The organism is Hydrogenophaga sp. UC242_53 (genome assembly GCF_042696965.1).
Taxonomy (GTDB): domain Bacteria; phylum Pseudomonadota; class Gammaproteobacteria; order Burkholderiales; family Burkholderiaceae_C; genus Hydrogenophaga.
In genome coordinates, this window is the sequence record NZ_CP170552.1 from 2213748 (window position 1) to 2230291 (window position 16544).

Annotated in this window: 9 protein-coding genes and 1 pseudogene; 4 read left to right on the forward strand and 6 right to left on the reverse strand. The window is 69.1% G+C overall.

Features of this window, described 5'->3' with window-relative positions:
* Position 1: 1 nt before the first annotated feature.
* Positions 2-319: a DUF2164 domain-containing protein gene (locus ACFJI0_RS11100; RefSeq protein ID WP_382324945.1), complete on the reverse strand. Its 318-nt coding sequence runs from the start codon at positions 317-319 to the stop codon at positions 2-4.
* A complete protein-coding gene (purL, locus tag ACFJI0_RS11105) occupies positions 289-4299 on the reverse strand; it encodes a phosphoribosylformylglycinamidine synthase (RefSeq protein WP_382324947.1) in 4011 nt (1336 codons plus the stop codon). Before purL ends, ACFJI0_RS11100 begins: the two co-directional genes overlap by 31 nt.
* Positions 4300-4426: 127 nt before the next feature.
* On the opposite strand from purL, the gene map reads away from it, so the two are divergent.
* The gene (gene map / locus ACFJI0_RS11110) at positions 4427-5251 is read left to right on the forward strand and encodes a type I methionyl aminopeptidase (protein ID WP_382157755.1); all 825 of its coding nucleotides are present in this window, start codon (positions 4427-4429) and stop codon (positions 5249-5251) included.
* A 4-nt stretch (positions 5252-5255) separates the two neighbouring features.
* Entirely contained in the window at positions 5256-7943 is a 2688-nt protein-coding gene (locus ACFJI0_RS11115) for a [protein-PII] uridylyltransferase (RefSeq protein WP_382325616.1), read from the forward strand.
* A 275-nt stretch (positions 7944-8218) separates the two neighbouring features.
* Here ACFJI0_RS11115 and ACFJI0_RS11120 read toward each other — a convergent pair whose 3' ends face one another.
* The 4 genes and pseudogenes from ACFJI0_RS11120 to def form a co-directional block, all read right to left on the reverse strand.
* Entirely contained in the window at positions 8219-11383 is a 3165-nt protein-coding gene (locus ACFJI0_RS11120; RefSeq protein ID WP_382324949.1) for an efflux RND transporter permease subunit, read from the reverse strand.
* Positions 11384-11393: 10 nt separating this feature from the next.
* Positions 11394-12326 (reverse strand): efflux RND transporter periplasmic adaptor subunit, encoded by a 933-nt coding sequence (locus ACFJI0_RS11125; RefSeq protein WP_382325618.1) that lies wholly within the window; start codon positions 12324-12326, stop codon positions 11394-11396.
* Between the two features lie 292 nt (positions 12327-12618).
* Positions 12619-13944, reverse strand: a pseudogene (locus ACFJI0_RS11130) (efflux transporter outer membrane subunit); the annotation flags it as partial.
* A 121-nt stretch (positions 13945-14065) separates the two neighbouring features.
* Complete coding sequence (gene def / locus ACFJI0_RS11135) at positions 14066-14605, reverse strand: peptide deformylase (RefSeq protein ID WP_382324951.1); 540 nt, start codon at positions 14603-14605, stop codon at positions 14066-14068.
* A 459-nt stretch (positions 14606-15064) separates the two neighbouring features.
* Between def and ACFJI0_RS11140 the strand changes: the two genes are divergently transcribed.
* Both ACFJI0_RS11140 and ACFJI0_RS11145 read left to right on the forward strand, forming a co-directional pair.
* Positions 15065-15568, forward strand: a complete 504-nt coding sequence (locus ACFJI0_RS11140; RefSeq protein ID WP_382324953.1) for a hypothetical protein — start codon at positions 15065-15067, stop codon at positions 15566-15568.
* Entirely contained in the window at positions 15519-16529 is a 1011-nt protein-coding gene (locus ACFJI0_RS11145) for a collagen-like triple helix repeat-containing protein (protein ID WP_382325620.1), read from the forward strand. Before ACFJI0_RS11140 ends, ACFJI0_RS11145 begins: the two co-directional genes overlap by 50 nt.
* Positions 16530-16544 lie beyond the last annotated feature (15 nt).

Sequence of the window (16544 nt, forward strand, 5' to 3'; positions counted from 1 at the left end):
GTCATCTCCCCTTGGCGGGTTTCTCCCGCTTGCGCCAGTAGGTGAAAGCGTCCTCGTGCACTTCGATGTCGAGCTCCGCCACGCGCGCCTGCAGGCGTTCCTGCACATCGGCCACGGCCTGGTTGTAAACCGCGGGCGCGATCTCCTCCAGGAAAAAGCCCAGCAGGCCACCGGCGGCGATGTTGCCGATGCGCTCGTCCATGTTCGCGTCGAAGTAACGCTGGATCGAGGCGATCGCCTCGTCGCGGGTGGCTTTGGGCAGTTCGATGGCCGATGGGATGCGTCCGGTCAGCCGACCCACTTGCGCGCGTTGCGCCACAGGCGCATCCAGGCGCTGAAAGCGGCCGGGTCCTGGTCGGTCCAGCTCATCTGGATGTTGCGGAACACGCGCTCGGGGTGCGGCATCATGGCCGTGAAGCGGCCGTCGGCCGTGGTCACCGCCGTCAGGCCGCCCGGGCTGCCGTTGGGGTTGAACGGGTAGGCCTCGGTGGCCGCGCCGCCGTGGTCGGTGAAGCGCATCGCGGCGATGGCCTTGCTGGCGTCGCCCCGGTGGCGGAAGTTGGCGTAACCCTCGCCATGCGCCACCGCGATGGGCAGGCGGCTGCCGGCCATGCCCTGCAGGAACAGGCTGGGCGAGTCCAGCACCTCCACCAGGGACAGGCGCGCCTCGAAGCGCTCGCTCTGGTTGGTGGTGAAGCGCGGCCAGGCCTCGGCACCGGGAATGATGTCGGCCAGCTCGGCGAACATCTGGCAGCCATTGCACACGCCCAGGCCGAAGGTGTCGTCGCGGCCGAAGAAGGCCTGGAACTGCTCGGACAGACCGGGGTTGAAGGTGATGCTGCGCGCCCAGCCGATGCCCGCGCCCAGCGTGTCGCCGTAGCTGAAGCCGCCGCAGGCCACCACGCCCTTGAAGTCGGCCAGCTTCGCACGGCCGGTCTGCAGGTCGGTCATGTGCACGTCGAAGGCCTCGAAACCGGCCTGGGTGAAGGCGTAGGCCATCTCCACGTGCGAGTTCACGCCCTGCTCGCGCAGGATCGCGACCTTGGGCCGGGCCAGGTTGAGGTACGGCGCGGCCACGTTGTCGGTGGCGTCGAACGTCAGCTTCGTGTGCAGGCCGGCGTCGTCGGGCCGGCCGGCGGCCGCGTGTTCGGCATCGGCGCCCGCCGGGTTGTCGCGCTGCTGGTTGATCTTCCAGCTCACGCTGTCCCAGACCTGTTGCAGGTCGAACAGGCTGGCCGAGAACACGGCCTTGGTGTCGCGCCAGACCTGCAGCTGGCCCTTGCCGGCGTCCATGGTGGACGAGGCCGGGCGGGTCTTGCCGACGAAGTGGCTGTGTTTGGACAGGCCGTGCTCGCGCAGGGTCTGCATCACGGCGTTGCGGTCCTCGGTGCGCACCTGCAGCAGCACGCCCAGCTCTTCGCTGAACAAGGCCTTGAGCGTGAGTTCCTCGCGGCGCGCGCTGACCTGGCCGGCCCAGTTCTTGGCGTCGCCCATCTCGGCGCGGCTGTCGCTGATGCCATCGCCTTCGGTCACGAGCAGGTCCACGTTGAGCGCCACGCCCACGTGGCCGGCGAAGGCCATTTCGGCGGCCGCCGCCAGCAGGCCCCCGTCGCTGCGGTCGTGGTAGGCCAGGATCTGGCCCTGGGCCCGCAGCGCGTTCACCGCGTTGACCAGGCTCACCAGGTCCTGGGCGTCGTCCAGGTCGGGCACCTCGCCCCCGCCCTGCCCCAGCACCTGGGCCAGCACGCTGCCGCCCATGCGGTGGCGGCCCTTGCCGAGGTCGATCAGCACCAGCGTGGTGTCTTCGAGCGCATTGTTGAGTTGCGGCGTGAGCGTGCCGCGCACGTCGGCCAGCGTGGCGAAGGCGCTCACGATCAGGCTGACCGGCGAAGTCACTTTCTTCGTCTCGCCGCCTTCGCTCCATTGGGTGCGCATGGACAGGCTGTCCTTGCCCACCGGGATGGAAATGCCCAGCGCCGGGCAGAGTTCCAGGCCCACGGCCTTGACGGTCTCGTACAGCGCGGCGTCTTCGCCCGGTTCGCCGCAGGCGGCCATCCAGTTGGCGGAGAGCTTCACGCGCGGCAGCTCGATGGGCGCGGCCAGCAGGTTGGTGATGGCCTCGGCCACCGCCATGCGGCCCGACGCGGCGGCGTCGAGCGCGGCCAGCGGCGTGCGCTCGCCCATGCTCATGGCCTCGCCCGCGAAGCCCTTGTAGTCGGCCAGCGTCACGGCGCAGTCCGCCACCGGCACCTGCCAGGGGCCGACCATCTGGTCGCGGTGCGACAGGCCGCCCACGGTGCGGTCGCCGATGGTGATGAGGAAACGCTTGGAGGCCACAGTCGGGTGGCTGAGCACGTCGATCACGGCCTGCTGCAGGTTCACACCGGTGAGCGCCAGCGGGGCCGCCTGGCGCGCCACGCTTTTCACGTCGCGGTGCATCTTGGGCGGTTTGCCCAGCAGCACGTTCATCGGCATGTCCACAGGGCTCGGCGCGCCCTCATCGGCCAGCACCAGCTGGCGCTCTTCGGTCGCCACACCGATCACGGCGAACGGGCAGCGCTCGCGCTCGCAGAAGGCCTGGAACGTGGCCAGCGATTCGGGAGCGATCGCCAGCACGTAGCGCTCCTGGCTCTCGTTGCACCAGATTTCCTTGGGCGCCAGGCCGCTTTCTTCCAGCGGCACGGCACGCAGGTCGAAGCGCGCGCCCCGGCCGGCGTCGTTGGTGAGTTCGGGGAAGGCGTTGGAGAGGCCGCCCGCGCCCACGTCGTGGATCGCCAGGATGGGGTTGTTCTCGCCCTGCTGCCAGCAGTGGTTGATGACCTCCTGCGCGCGGCGCTCGATCTCGGGGTTGCCGCGCTGCACGGAGTCGAAGTCCAGCGAGGCGGCGTTGGTGCCGGTGGCCATGGAACTGGCCGCGCTGCCGCCCATGCCGATCTTCATGCCCGGGCCGCCGAGCTGGATGAGCAGCGAGCCGGCCGGGAATTCGATCTTCTTCGTCTGGATGGCGTCGATCACGCCGACACCGCCGGCGATCATGATGGGCTTGTGGTAGCCGCGCTGCACGCCGTCCACCGCCAGCTCGTACTCGCGGAAGTAGCCCAGCAGGTTGGGCCGGCCGAACTCGTTGTTGAAGGCCGCGCCGCCCAGGGGGCCCTCGGTCATGATCTGCAGCGGGCTGGCGATGTGCTCGGGCTTGCCGCCCGGCTGGTCGGAGAGGCCGCCCCAGAGCTTGCCAACGGTGAAGCCGGTCAGGCCGGCCTTGGGCTTGGAACCCCGGCCGGTGGCGCCCTCGTCGCGGATTTCGCCGCCCGCGCCGGTGGAGGCGCCCGGGAACGGGGAAATGGCGGTCGGGTGGTTGTGGGTCTCCACCTTCATCAGCACGTGGTGCGTGGCGGTTTCGGCGGCGTAGGCCGGCGAGACGTCGCCGCCGGCGCGGGCCACGAAACGCTCGACCACGCTGCCTTCCATGATGGAGGCGTTGTCCGAGTAGGCCACCACGGTGTGCTGCGGCGCCTGCTGGTGGGTGTGGCGGATCATGCCGAACAGGCTCTTGTCCTGCGCCACGCCGTCGATGGTGAACTGCGCGTTGAAGATCTTGTGGCGGCAGTGCTCGCTGTTGGCCTGCGCGAACATCATCAGTTCGACGTCGGTCGGGTTGCGATTGAGGCCGTTGAAGGCGTTGACGAGGTAGTCGATCTCGTCGTCGGCCAGGGCCAGGCCCCAGTCGGCGTTGGCGCGCTCCAGCGCGGTGCGACCACCGCCGAGCACGTCCACCTGCTCCATGGGCGCGGGGTGCAGCTCGGTGAACAGGGCCTGGGCCTGGCTGCGGTCGAGCGAGACGTTTTCCGTCATGCGGTCGTGCAGCAGGTCGGCCACGGCGCGCAGCTGCTCTTCGGACAGGCTGGCCTTCTTGCCCAGCAGGCCGGACTTGAGGCCGACCCGGTACTCGACCAGGCGCTCCACCCGGTGCAGGCTCAGCCCGCAGTTGTGGGCGATGTCGGTCGCCTTGGAGGCCCAGGGCGAGACCGTCCCCAGGCGCGGCATCACCAGCAGGGCCGGCGCGCCGGCCGTTTCCAGCTGGGCGTGCGCCGGGGTGCCAGGTTCGCCGTAGGTCAGCAGCTCGCCCACGCGCTGCAGCGTGGCCGCGTCGGGCTCGCCGTCGAAGCTCGCCAGGTGCACGAAGCGGGCCGAAAGGCCGTTGATCTTGTCGGAAATGCCCGCGAGGCGGGGCAGGAGCTGCTGGACTTTGAAGTCGCTGACGGCGTTGCCGCCTTCAAAAAAGCGCAGGTGCAGGGACACGTTGGGAGCCTGAGGTGCGTTGACCCGCCGGCGGCAGGTGGAAAACCCGGAATTTTACCCGGCCGCCCCCATGGCCTTGCCTTGCCGAGGGCCCTCCAGACGGGGTCAGATGGGATAATCGCACCCCATGAGCATCACCTACAAAGACGAAGCCGGCATCGCGGGCATGCGCACGGCCTGCCGCCTGGCGTCCGAAGTGCTGGACTACCTCACGCCGCTGATCCAGCCGGGCATCACCACGCTGGAAATCGACCGCCTGGCGGCCGAGTACATGAAGCAGCAGGGCACCGTCTCGGCCACCATCGGCTACCAGCCCAGCGGCTACCCGCCCTACCCGGGCCACCTGTGCACGTCCATCAACCACGTGGTCTGCCACGGCATCCCGAACGAAAAACCGCTCAAGAAGGGCGACATCCTCAACGTCGACGTGACGGTGATCAAGGACGGCTGGTTCGGCGACAACAGCCGCATGTTCCTGATCGGCGGCGAGGCCGCCTGCTCGGTGCAGGCGCGCCGGCTCTGCCAGGTGACCTACGAGGCGATGTGGAAGGGCATCGTGATGGTGCGCCCCGGCATCCGCCTGGGCGACATCGGCCACGCGATCCAGACCTTTGCCGAGGGCAACGGTTTCTCGGTGGTGCGCGAGTTCTGCGGCCACGGCATCGGCCAGCGCTTCCACGAAGACCCGCAGGTGCTGCACTACGGCCGCCCCGGCACGCTGGACGAGCTCAAGCCCGGCATGACCTTCACCATCGAGCCCATGATCAACGCCGGCAAGCGCGACATCAAGGAAATGGGCGACGGCTGGACCATCGTCACGCGCGACCGCTCGCTCTCGGCCCAGTGGGAACACACCGTGCTGGTCACCGAGACCGGCTACGAGGTGCTCACCCTGTCGGCCGGCAGCCTGCCCGCGCCCGCCTTCGTGACACCGGCGCCCGCCCTTGCCTGAGGCCATGGCGCCCGCGCCGGTGCCCGCCGCGCCCGACCTCGGCACCCTGCGGCAGCAATACCGCACGGACAAGGCCGCCCTGCTCGACCAGCTGGGCGTGCAGGGCTCGTCCACCCGGGGCGTGCGCAAGGCGCTGCAGCAACTCTCCCGCCTGACCGACCAGACCCTGCGCGAGCTGTGGTCCCTGGCGGGCTTCGGGCCCGGTTTCTCGCTCATCGCCGTGGGCGGTTTCGGGCGCGGCGAGCTGTTTCCCCATTCCGACGTGGACGTGCTGGTGCTGCTGCCCGACGGCAGCCGGCCCGACGACGACGCCGCGCTCAAGGCCCGCCTGGAAGGCTTCATCGGCGCCTGCTGGGACCTGGGCCTGGAGATCGGCTCCAGCGTGCGCACCATCGCCGACTGCGTGGACGAGGCGGCGAAAGACGTGACGGTGCAGACCTCGCTGCTCGAATGCCGGCTCATCGCGGGCAGCAAGAACGCCTTTTCCACCCTGGTGAACCAGCTGGCCGAGGCCATGGACCCCAAGGCCTTCTTCGTGGCCAAGACGCTGGAAATGCGCCAGCGCCACACCAAGTTCGAGAACACGCCCTACTCCCTGGAGCCCAACTGCAAGGAGTCGCCCGGTGGCCTGCGCGACCTGCAGATCATCCTGTGGGTGCGCAAGGCCGCCGGCCTGGGCCGCAGCTGGGACGAACTGGCCCGCAAGGGCCTGGCCACGCCCCTGGAGGCGCGGCAGATCAAGGCCAACGAGGCCCTGCTGAGCCTGATCCGCGCGCGCCTGCACCTGCTGGCCCACCGCCGCGAAGACCGGCTGGTGTTCGACCTGCAGAACGCCGTGGCCGAGTCCTTCGGCTTCAAGGCCCAGGTGCCGGCCGGCATGGCCAGCAGCGCCAAGGGCACGCGCCGCGCCAGCGAGGCGCTGATGAAGCGCTACTACTGGGCGGCCAAGGCCGTGACCCAGCTGAACCAGATCCTGCTGCTCAACATCCAGGAGCGGCTGCAGAGTGACGTGGCCGGCGTGGACCGCCTGCGCCCGCTCAACGAACGTTTCTTCGACAAGGGCGGCATGCTCGAGGTGGCGAGCGACAACCTGTACGTGCAGCAGCCGCACGCCATCCTGGAAACCTTCCACCTCTACCAGACCACCGTGGGCATCAAGGGCCTGTCGGCGCGCACCCTGCGCGCGCTGTACAACGCCCGCCCGGTGATGAACGCGCGCTTTCGCGCCGACCCGGTCAACCGCGCGCAGTTCCTGCAGATCCTGAAGGAGCCCGAGGGCATCACGCACGCCATGCGGCTGATGAACCAGACTTCCGTGCTCGGGCGCTACCTCTGGGTGTTCCGTCACATCGTGGGGCAGATGCAGCACGACCTGTTCCACGTCTACACGGTGGACCAGCACATCCTGATGGTGCTGCGCAACGTGCGCCGCTTCTTCATCGCCGAGCACTCGCACGAGTACCCGTTCTGCTCGCAGCTCGCGGCCGGCTGGGACAAGCCCTGGATCCTCTACGTGGCGGCGCTGTTCCACGACATTGCCAAAGGCCGGGGCGGTGACCATTCCGACCTGGGCGCGCGCGACGTGCGCACCTTCTGCCACCAGCACGGCATCGACCGCGAAGACACGAAGCTGATCCAGTACCTGGTGGCCGAGCACCTCACCATGAGCCGCATGGCGCAGAAGGAGGATCTGAGCGACCCCGACGTGATCGCCGCCTTCGCCGGGCGCGTGGGCAACGAGCGTTACCTCACGGCGCTGTACCTGCTCACGGTGGCCGACATCCGGGGCACCAGCCCCAAGGTGTGGAACGCCTGGAAGGGCAAGCTGCTCGAAGACCTGTACCGCTACACCTTGCGCGCGCTGGGTGGCCGGGCGCCCGACCCCGGGGCGGTGATCGAAGGCCGCAAGCGCGAGGCGCTGTCCATGCTGGCCTTGCACGCCCTGCCCCACCAGGCGCACAAGGCGCTGTGGGACACGCTGGACGTGAGCTACTTCATGCGCCACCAGGCCGACGAGATCGCGTGGCACACGCGGGTGCTCTCTCGCCAGATCGCGCAGGCGGCGGCCAAGCCCGCGGCCAAGCTGGAAGAAGGGGCCGAGAAGCCGATTGACAAGTGCATCGTGCGCGCGCGCATCTCGCCCGAGGGTGAGGGCCTGCAGGTGCTGGTGTATGCGCCCGACCAGCCCGATTTGTTCGTGCGCATCTGCGGTTATTTCGACAGTTCGCACTTCAGCATCCTGGACGCGCGCGTGCACACCACGCTGACCGGCCATGCGCTGGACACCTTCCAGGTGGTGGCACCGACGATGTCGGAGCACTACCGCGAGCTGATCGCGATGGTGGAGAACAACCTGGCGCAGACGATCGACGAACGCGGCCCCTTGCCCGCGCCGACCAAGGGCCGGCTTTCGCGCCGTGTGAAGAGTTTTCCGATCACGCCGCGGGTGGATCTGCGGCCGGACGAGAAGGCGCAGCGCTGGCTGCTGTCGGTCTCGGCGAGTGACCGCGCTGGGCTGCTTTATGGCATCACGCGGGTGCTGGCGCGCTACGACATCAACGTGCAGCTCGCCAAGGTGACCACCCTGGGGGAACGGGTGGAAGATACCTTCCTGATCAGTGGCGCGCAGTTGCAGATGAACAAGCGGCAGATCGAGATCGAGACGGAGCTTCTGGAGACGCTTGAGGGCTGACTTGGTTGGCGGCCCGCGAGGGCGGGTGCCCTGCTCCGCGGGTGTCCCCCGGCGGCTGGTGCCGCCTCCTCCTTTACCCCGCTGCGCAGAACACCCACCCTCGCGGGCTTGGAAGTGCTCTTGGCACACCACCGACCATGGGCCAACCCGTCGGCAGGATCAGGGGGACGGCGGTGCGTTCAGCGCAGCGAAGTAAAGGAGGAGAGGCGGCGAAGCCGACTCGGGGGACATTCGCGGAGCTGAGCGCACCGCCGTCCCCCTGATCCCCCAACGGACTAGGCGCGAAGGGTCCCCGTCTCCACAGGGTCATGCCCATCGGCCGCCGGCTTGCGCCGGAACAAGCCGGCGAACCACAGCGACACATCGTCCACGATGGTGAACACCGCCGGAATCACCAACAGGCTCAGGAAGGTCGAGGTGATCAGGCCGCCGATCACCGCCACCGCCATCGGTGAACGGAAGCTGCCATCGGCCGCGCCCCAGCCAATCGCGATCGGCAACATGCCCGCGCCCATGGCAATGGTCGTCATCACGATCGGCCGGGCCCGCTTGTGGCAGGCGTCCAGGATCGCGTCGAGCCGGCTCAACCCGTGCTCGCGCCGCGCCTCGATCGCGTACTCCACCAGCAGGATCGAGTTCTTCGTCGCCACCCCCATCAGCATGATCAGACCGATCAGCGAAGGCATGGAAAAACTCTTGTTCGCCAGCAGAAGCGCCACGAAAGCCCCACCCAGCGACAACGGCAGCGCCGCCAGGATGGTCACCGGGTGCAGGAACGCCTTGAACAGCAGCACCAGCACGATGTAGATGCACAACACGCCGGTCAGCATCGCCAGGCCGAAGCTGGCGAACAGCTCGCCCTGCACTTCCGCGTCGCCGATCTCCAGCACCGACACTCCCGGTGGCAGGTTGCGCAGGCTGGGCAGCTTTTCCACCGCCATCTTCATGTCGCCCAGCGCGATGCCCGCGAGCTCCACCTCGAAGTTGATGTTGCGCGCGCGGTCGTAGCGGTCGATCACCGCCGGCCCGCCGCCGAAGTCGAGCTGGGCCACCTGCCCCAGCATCACCGGGCCCTTGCTGCCGGGCACCGCGAGGCGGTTGAGCACCTCGAGGTCGTGCCGCGCGCCCACGTCCAGCTTGACCACGATGGGGATCTGCCGCTCGGGCAGGTTCATCTTGGGCAAGGCGTTGTCGTAGTCGCCCACGGTGGCGATGCGCAGCGTTTCGGCGATGGCCGAGCTCGTGACGCCGAGTTCGGCGGCGCGCGCGAGGTCGGGCGTGACGATGATTTCCGTGCGCACCAGCGCGGCCGTGGACTGGATGCTGCCCACCCCCTGGATGGTGCGCAGGTCGCGCTCGATGGCGCGCGCCGCGGTGCTCAGCGCATGGGCATCGCTGCCGGTGAGCGTGAGGATGTATTTCTCGCCCGAGCCGCCCAGGCCCACCTTGCTGCGCACGCCCGGCAGGTTCGACATCGCCTCGCGCAGCTGGTTTTCAATGCCCTGCTTGCGCGGCCGTTCGCCGCGCGGGTCGAGCTGGATGGTCAGCGCGGCCTTGCGCGACTCGGCCGCGCCCTGCGGCGCGAACGGGTCGGTGCCGGCCGTGCCCGAGCCGATGGTGGTGTAGACCGAGCGCACGTGCGGCACCGCCGCCACCAGCACCCGCGCGCGCTCGGCCGTGGCGATGGTCTGTTCCAGCGTCGCGCCGGGAGACAGCTCCAGGAACACCTGGGTCTGCGAGTTGTCGTCGGGCGGGATGAAGCCCTGCGGCAGCAGCGGGATCAGCAGCAGCGAGCCGACGAAGAACAGGCCCGCGCCGATGCTGGTGATCCAGCGGTGGCGGATGCACCAGCGCGCCCAGTTCTGGTAGGTGTTGAGCCAGCCGGGCTCCTCCTGGTTGTTGACCCAGCGCCAGGCCGCGGCGGTGACGGGGTTGGACGCCGCCCAGCGCGGCATCTCCCGGGACACGAAGGGCTTGAGGATGTAGGCCGCCATCATCGGCGTGAGCGCGCGCGCCACCACCAGCGAGGCGAACACCGCGAGCGCGGCGGTCCAGCCGAACTGCTTGAAGAACTTGCCCGGAATGCCCGCCATGAAGGCCGTGGGCAGGAACACCGCGATCAGGGTGAAGGTGGTGGCGATCACCGCCAGGCCGATCTCGTCGGCCGCCTCCATCGCGGCCTGGTACGGTGACTTGCCCATGCGCATGTGGCGCACGATGTTCTCCACCTCCACGATGGCGTCGTCCACCAGAATGCCGATCACCAGCGAGAGCGCCAGCAGCGTCACCACGTTGATGGTGAAGCCCATGTAGTACATGCCGATGAAGGCCGGGATGGCCGACAGCGGCAGGGCCACGGCCGAGACGATGGTGGCGCGGATGTCGCGCAGGAAGAGCCACACCACCAGCACGGCGAGCAAGGCGCCCTCGTAGAGCAGCGTCATGGAGGCGTCGAACTCTTCTTTCACCGGCGTCACGAAGTCGAACGATTCGGTGATCTTCAGGTCGGGCCGCGCCGTCTGCAGGTCCTTGAGGCGCGCGCGCACCCCGTCGCCCACCTCGATCTCGCTCGCGCCCCGGCTGCGCGCGACCTCGAAGCCCACCACCGGCTTGCCGTCCAGGAAGGCGGCGGCGGTCGGTTCGGCCACGGTGTCGCGCACCTCGGCGATCTGGTCCAGGCGGATGCGGCGGCCATCGCTGAGCGCGATTTCCATCTTCGACAGCGCCTCGGCCGAGGCCAGTTGCGACAAGGTGCGCAGCGGCTGCTGGCTGCCGCCCAAATCCACCCGGCCGCCCGCGCTCTCGATCTGCACGCGCGCCAGCTGGCGCGACACGTCGGTGGCGGTGGTGCCCAGCGACTGCAGCTTGAGCGGGTCGAGCAGCACCTGCACCTCGCGGTCCACGCCACCGACGCGGCTGACAGCGCCCACGCCGGTCACCGACAGCAGCTGCTTGGACACGTCGTTGTCAACGAACCAGGACAGGGCCTCGGCGTCCATCTTGTCGGAGGACACCGTGTAGGCCAGCACCGCGCCGCCGGCCAGCTCCACCTTGTTGACGATGGGATCGCGCAGGTCGGTGGGCAGCTCGCTGCGCACCTTCGCCACCGCCGAGCGCACGTCGTCCAGCGCTTCCTGGGTGTTCTTCTCGATGCGGAACTCGACCGTGAGCGAGACCGTGCCGTCCTGCACCTTGGTGTAGATGTGCTTGAGGCCCTGCAGCGAGGCCAGGCTGTTTTCGATGATGCGGGCGACGTCGTTTTCGAGCTGGTTGGGCGAGGCGCCCGGCAGCGCCGCCACCACGGTGATGGTGGGCAGGTCCAGGTCGGGGAAGTTCTGCACCTTCATCTGCTTGAAGGAGAACAGGCCCGCCAGCGTGAGCATGACGAACAGCATCGCCGCCGGGATGGGGTTCTTGATGGACCAGGCGGAGACGTTCATGGCCGCGCCCTCACTGAACGACCTTGACCAGGTCGGCTTCGTTCAGGAAGCCCGCACCCTGCACCGCCACCGCCTCGTCCGCCTTGAGGCCTTCGAGCACCTCGACGCGCTCCTCCACCCGCCGCCCGGTCTGCACCTTGCGCTGGTTGGCCTTGCTCTGCGCGTCGACCACGAACACGTAGTTGCTGCCGTCGCGCACCACGATGGCCTGGCTGGGCACGGTGAGCGCCTCGCTCTGCCCGAGGTCGAAGCTGCCCTTGGCGAAGGTGCCGGCCTTGAGTTCGGCGTGGCGCGGCAGGTCCACGAAGACCAGGATGTTGCGCGTCTGCGGGTCGGCGCTGGGCGCGATGGCGCGCACCTGGCCGTTGATCTCCAGGCCGGTGGCCCCCGTGACCTGCACCTTCTGGCCGACGCGGATGCGGCCCACCTCGTTGGGCGTGACCTCGCCGCGCCATTCCATGCGGCTCTGGCGCACCATGCGGAACAGCTCCTGACCGGCGCCCACCACCGCGCCTACGGTGGCGGTGCGCGCGGAGATCACGCCGTCGTCGGGCGCGAGCACGCGCGTGTTGCCCAGTCGCACCTCGGTCGCGCCGAAGGCGGCCTTGGCGGCCTCGAACTGCGCGCGGGCCACCCGTTCCTGCGTGAGGTACTGCGCCACCTGCGATTTCGACAGCGCACCGGTGTCCTGGATCGAGCGCGCGCGGTCGGCGTCGGCCTTGGCGTTCTCGAAGCTGGCCTCGGCCTGCGCCAGGCTGGCCTGGCTCTGCAGGCTGTCGGCCTTGGTGGTTTCGTTGGCGAACACGGCCAGCACCTGGCCCTTGCGCACCACGTCGCCCACGTTCACGTTCACCGAGGCCAGGCGCAGGCCGTTGACCTCGGCACCCACGCTGGCTTCCTGCCAGGCCGTGATGTTGCCGTTGGCCTGCAGGCGGATCGGCAGGTTGCCGCGCGTGGGCTTGGCGCACGGTGACGGTGAGCGAGGGCCTTGGTGCGGCTTCGGCGGCGGGCGTGGGCGCGTCGGCGTTGCCCGGCTTCTTGATGAAGACCCAGAACACGCCCAGAAGGACGACGGCCAGGGCGATGGCCAGCCAGAGCCAGCGTTTGCGCGATTGCGGAGGAACGGCGTTCATGATGGGTCTTTCGAGAGCGTCGGGGTTGTTCACGGGGTCGAAGCCGCCACCGAGGGCGACGTACAACTGGATCCAGGCGTTGATGCGTTCCTGCTGCAGGGCCACGGCGCTGCTGTCGGCCGCGAGCTTGAGGCGGCGCGCCTCTTCCAGCTCGTTCAGGCTGGCCAGGCCCACGCGGTAGCGCGCCTCGGTGGCCTGGAAGGACTGGCCGTAGCCGGCCACGGCGGTGTCGGTGGAGGCCACGCGCTCGCGCAGGCTGGAGATGCTCACCAGCGCCTGCTCCACCTCGGCCACGGCCTGGCGCAAGGTGCCGGCGTAGGCGATGGCGGCGGCTTCGTAGCGCGCCTGGGCGCTGTCGGTGTTGGCGCGCAGGGCATCGCGCCCGAGCAGCGGCATGCTCAGCGTGAGCGGGCCGACCGACCAGGTGTTGAAGGTGCCCTCGGTGCCGCCGCCCGAAAAGCGGTTGCGCAGCAGGCTGCCCGAGAGCGACAGGCTGGGCAGCAAGGCGGCGCGGGCCACGCCCACATCTTCGCTCGCCGCCACGAGGTCGCGCTGGGCGCGGTACACGTCGGGGCGCTGGCGGATCACCTCGGCCGGCACGGCGTTCACCGACAGCAACTGGTCCATGCGCGGGGATTGCAGCAGTGCCTGCAGGTCGGGCGCGGCGGTCAGCCGCTGCCGCACGTCGGGCTCGGGCACGCCGGTGAGCGCGGTGAGCGACTTCACCTGGCGCTCGCAGACTTCGTCCTGTTGCCGGAAGCGCGCGGAGCCCTCGGCACCGCTGGCGCGCGCCAGCGCGGCCACGGCCGGCGCCGTGAGGCCGGCGCGTTCGGAGACCGCGTTGTTCTCGGCTGTCACGGCGCGCGAGTCGCGGTCGCGCGCGGCCACCGCCAGTTGCTCGCGGCACAGGCGCTGGGCGAAGTACAGCTGCGCGAGTTCCGAGGCCACCAGCACGCGGGCCTGGTGCCAGCCGGCGCCGGCCGCTTCCTGTTGCGCCTCGGCGCTGCCCCGGCGGGCCTCGTTGCCGCCCCACAGGTCGATCGCCCATGAGGCCTGCAGGCCGGCATTCAACGAGGTGCCCAGCGGCTGGGTCGGATCGGTGCGGCCGCGGCTGGCGTTGGCCACCGCGTTGAGCTGCGGGCCGGTCTCGGCCTCCACACCCAGGCGTGCCGCGCGGGCGGCGAACACCTGTGCGCGTGCCGATGCGGCGGAAGGGCTTTGGGCCTGCGCGCGCGCCACCCAGTCGGTCAGCACCGGGTCATCGAACCGGCTCCACCAGGCGGTGAGCTGTTCGGTGCTGCCCTGGTGTGCCAGCGGCGGTGCGTACCAGGTGGACGGCAAGTCCACCGGCACAGTGGCGGGCGGCTTGGTCACGCTGCAGGCGCTCAGTACGGCCGCGCTGGCCGCCACGACAAGCATTCGCTTCATGGAAAGGGAGTCCCTGTTCGGTTGTTATGCCGGGGACTGACTCTAGTCGATTTCGCTGACTGGATATTTCAATACGTTTCAACTGCGGCGCGGTTTGTAACAGCCGTTTGGAGGCGGTTTTTCAGTCGTCTTCGGCGGCCGCCAGACCGGGGAACAGCACCTCGGTGAAGCCGAAGCGGCGGAAGTCGCGCACCCGCATCGGGTACAGCGTGCCCCAGAGGTGGTCGCATTCGTGCTGCACCACGCGGGCGTGAAAGCCTTCGGCTTCGCGGTCGATCGAACGGCCCTGCACGTCAAAGCCCTGGTAGCGGATGCGCCGCCAGCGCGGCACCACGCCACGCATGCCCGGCACCGACAGGCAACCTTCCCAGTCTTCCTCCTCTTCGTCCCCCAGCGGCGTGATCACGGGGTTGATCAGCACCGTGCGCGGCACCGGCGGCGCATCGGGGTAGCGGGGGTTGGGCAGGCCGCTGCCGAACAGCGCCACCTGCAGATCAACCCCGATCTGCGGCGCGGCCAGGCCGGCGCCGTGGGCCGCGGCCATGGTGTCCTGCAGGTCGACCACGAGCTGGTGCAGCTCGGGGGTGTCGAACGAGGTGACGGGCTGGGCGTGCCGCAGCAGGCGCGGATCCCCCATTTTGAGGATGGTCTGGATGCTCATGTCGCTCCGATGTGGAATTGGAAGTGGGAATGGGTGATGCCGCTGCCGTGTCAAAAGTCGCGGGACATTGGGATTTCTGCCGCTCGTTCAAATTTGACCAATTGGAAAATCATTCTATGGAAATTGAAATGAAAGACAGATTGCCCTGTTGAATAAAGTTTGCATTTCCCGTTGCAATACAGCTTTCCCTTCGTCAAAGGGCCCCATGCCGTCCGGATGCAGCGAGATTGAGCCGCTCTTTCTGAGCAAGTAAACCCTGCTGCGAATTGCAACAACAGTCTCTAGACTGGTCGCGGGAGTCAGCCATTTCGCACCGGATGTCCGCACCGGGAATTAATTCCGAGGCAAGGTGAAACAAATTAATGTTGTTTCCCGACCCGTCGATGAATTGCTGGCAACCGCCCCCGGAATTGGCCGGGGGTGTCTGCACTTGCTTTATTTTTTACCAGGAGGATATCCATGAAAAGGATTATCGATCGTTCCCACGGCCCGGCTCGGGCCGGCTTGACCGTGCTCGCTGCGGCCCTGCTGGTCCTTGGCGGGTGCTCTGGCACGGGTTCACTCAACACCGCCGGCGACGGCGCGGCCGTTTCCTCGGGCGGAGGCTCGGGTGGTGGTGGTGGTGGCGGCAATGGCGGTGGGGGAAGCGGTGGTGGCACCAGCAGCTCCCCGCTGGCCGCGGTCGTGCGCGAGCAAGGCAACACGGTCACCGACCTGGGCCAGGCCGTCTCCGGCCTGGGCGGCACGGTGTCCAACGTGGTCAAACCCCTGGTGGGCGGTGCCTCGGCGCAAGGCGTGGATGGCGTGGTCGGCCACACCGGCGGCGTGGTCAGCGCCTTGGGTTCGGCGGTGCGCAAACGGCGTCGGCCAGATCGGCAAGGTCGACAACCCCCTGGGCGTCACCGCGGCCGGCCTGGGCGGCGCGGTGGATCAGGCGGGCAACGCGGTGTCCAGCGCGGGTGACGTCGTCACCGGCCTGGGCCAGAACCCGGCCACTTCGGCCCTGCGTCCGGTGACCAACGTCGCGGGCCAGGCCGTGGATCAGGCCGGCCAGGTGGTCAGCCGCGTGGGGCAGGGTCTGGAAACGCAGTTGGGCACGGGCCCGGCCAACCAGTTGCTGGGCGGCGCCAGCAAGGTGGTGGAGACGGTGGTGAACACCGGCGTGGGCGCCACGCAGACCGTGGGCAAGGCCACGGGCCTGGGTCCCGTGGTGGACCGCGTCATCGACCCCGTTTCAGCGGCCGTGGGCCAGGCGGGCGGGAAGCTCGCAGGCAGCAACACGCCGCTCACCCGGGATGTGGGCGAGGTCCTCGGCGACACCTCGCGCACGCTCGGCCACACGGGTGACCTGGTGAGCGGGCCCGCCAACGGCGGCGCCGTCAGCCCGGTCGAACAGGTGGGCCGCGCGATCAACACCGCGATCGTGCCCATCACCACCGGTGTGACGCAAGTGGCGACCCGGGTGAACGATGCCACCGGCGTCGGCACACCCGTCGGCAACCTGCTGGTGACCACCGGCGGCGCGGTGCAACAGCTGGGTGTGGGTGTGCAGGGCAACGGCAGCCAACCCGTGGTCAACAGCCTGGGTGAGGTGGTCAACCAGACCGGCGGCCTGGTCGCCCACATCGGCGGCGCCGTGGGCGGCACCACGGGCGGTGGCGGCGGCGCGGGGGGCGTGCTGGCACCCGTCGTCGGTGCCGTGAGCGGCCTGACCGGCGGCGCCGTCGGCGGCGGCAGCACGGGCGGTGCGGTCAACGTGCTCGCGCCCGTGGTCAACACCGTCGGCGCGCTGACCGGAGGCATCACCGCCACCGTGGGTGGCGGCGCCGCTGCCGGCGGTGGAACCACCACCCCGCTGACGACCACCCTGACCAACACCCTCGGTGGCATCACCGGTGGCCTGACCGGCGCGCTGCGCCGCTGACGCACGGAGGGCGGG